The sequence below is a fragment of the Lamprocystis purpurea DSM 4197 genome, assembly GCF_000379525.1.
GTDB lineage: Bacteria > Pseudomonadota > Gammaproteobacteria > Chromatiales > Chromatiaceae > Thiodictyon > Thiodictyon purpureum.
The window spans coordinates 1-1,411 of sequence record NZ_KB902469.1 but is presented as its reverse complement, the minus strand read 5'-3'; the positions used below and the strand labels follow the sequence as shown (position 1 = coordinate 1,411).

Here is a 1,411-nt window from a genome sequence, read left to right as displayed (position 1 = left end):
ACTTCGGACGTGACCCACTTCTTAAAGCGCTTGGCCTCGGGCTTGCGGCTGCCCAGGATCAGGGAGTACAGGCCGGACTCGTTGATGAGGTTGATTTTCTGTCCGGGGTTAAGTTCTTGATTTGTAACTCCCGTAATTGAAGTAAGGGTGCCAAAATCAACGACTTGCTGCTCGTCATCGTCCAATCTGGACAGCGCACGGCTGACTTGATCAAGGTCCAGGGCGGCGCACACGTCGGCGGCGACGAACCAGGGATCGCCGTCGCGCGTGACGACGCGAACGGTGTAGGTTGACGAGAAGGCGAACGCGACGGGCGCGACTTGGGCGGGAAGCTCGGTCATGGCATGACACCTTGTTTGCGGACACTCCGCCCCACGCTGTCAAACGTGGTGGGCGGACCGTGCGGGGTTGACAGACCGGAACAAGGAACCGGCGAGCCCGAAGGCTCCCCCGCACGGCCCGCACCATAGAGGTACTGCCATGCTGCGGACAAAAAAATACCGCCTGGGCGGCGGTCTGTCCGCCTTGTTTCCGGGCTGTCAAACCCGACCGCTGGGACCCCAGCGGTAGAACCAGCATAGGCCCGGCGGGGCGCGTGGTCAAGCCACCTTGAGCGGCCTAACGCTTGACGATAGTATCGTTGCGCGATATTATTTTAGCCATAATCACCACCTTCCACGATGCCGCCACGGAAACCATCTGGAACGGGCGATTTACCAAGAAGTTGCCGAACCAGATTCAGGAAGTGGCGCGGCGCAAACTGCGGATGCTCAACGCCGCACAGTGCCTTGAGGATTTACGCATCCCCCCGGCCAACCGCTTGGAACCGCTCCTGGGGAGCCGCGCCGGACAACACAGCATCCGCATCAATGACCAATGGCGTCTCTGTTTCGTGTGGAACAACGGCCATGCCGAGCGCGTTGAGATTTGCGACTATCACTGAGGAAACCGCATGGACACCATCAAGAATATCCATCCCGGCGAGGTGTTGCGCGAAGAGTTCCTGGTACCGCTGGGCATCAGCCAATACCGCCTGGCGCATCAGATCTATGTCCCGCCGATGCGGATCAGCCAAATCTGCGCCGGCAAGCGCGGCATTACCGCCGACACGGCGTTGCGTCTGTCCCGTGCCTTTGGCACGACACCGGGCTTCTGGCTGGCCTTGCAGTCCGACTATGACACCGAAGAGGCCCTGCGGGCGCATGGCGAAGACCTGTCGCGGATTCAACCACTGGCGGCCTAACCAACGGCAACGCCGATAACGGTGAAATGGGAAATAGGAATGGGAAATAGGGGTCAAATGGGAAATAGGGGTCAGACCCCTATTTCCCCACCGCCTGGAAAGCCAACCAACCGCAACGCCACTGCTATGAACGCCAATTCTGACCCCGAATTCGATCGTTATGCCGAC

Annotated in this window: 3 protein-coding genes; 2 read left to right on the top strand and 1 reads right to left on the bottom strand. The window is 59.7% G+C overall.

Annotated elements, in window-relative coordinates:
• On the bottom strand, nucleotides 1-341 hold a 341-nt coding region (locus tag A39O_RS0109415), incomplete at its 3' end, for a BRO-N domain-containing protein (RefSeq protein WP_020504403.1).
• A 299-nt stretch (nucleotides 342-640) separates the two neighbouring features.
• Between A39O_RS0109415 and A39O_RS0109410 the strand changes: the two genes are divergently transcribed.
• Nucleotides 641-943, top strand: a complete 303-nt coding sequence (locus A39O_RS0109410) for a type II toxin-antitoxin system RelE/ParE family toxin (RefSeq protein ID WP_020504402.1) — start codon at nucleotides 641-643, stop codon at nucleotides 941-943.
• Nucleotides 944-952: 9 nt separating this feature from the next.
• Nucleotides 953-1,243, top strand: a complete 291-nt coding sequence (locus A39O_RS0109405; protein ID WP_020504401.1) for a HigA family addiction module antitoxin — start codon at nucleotides 953-955, stop codon at nucleotides 1,241-1,243.
• The last annotated feature ends 168 nt before the right edge of the window (nucleotides 1,244-1,411 follow it).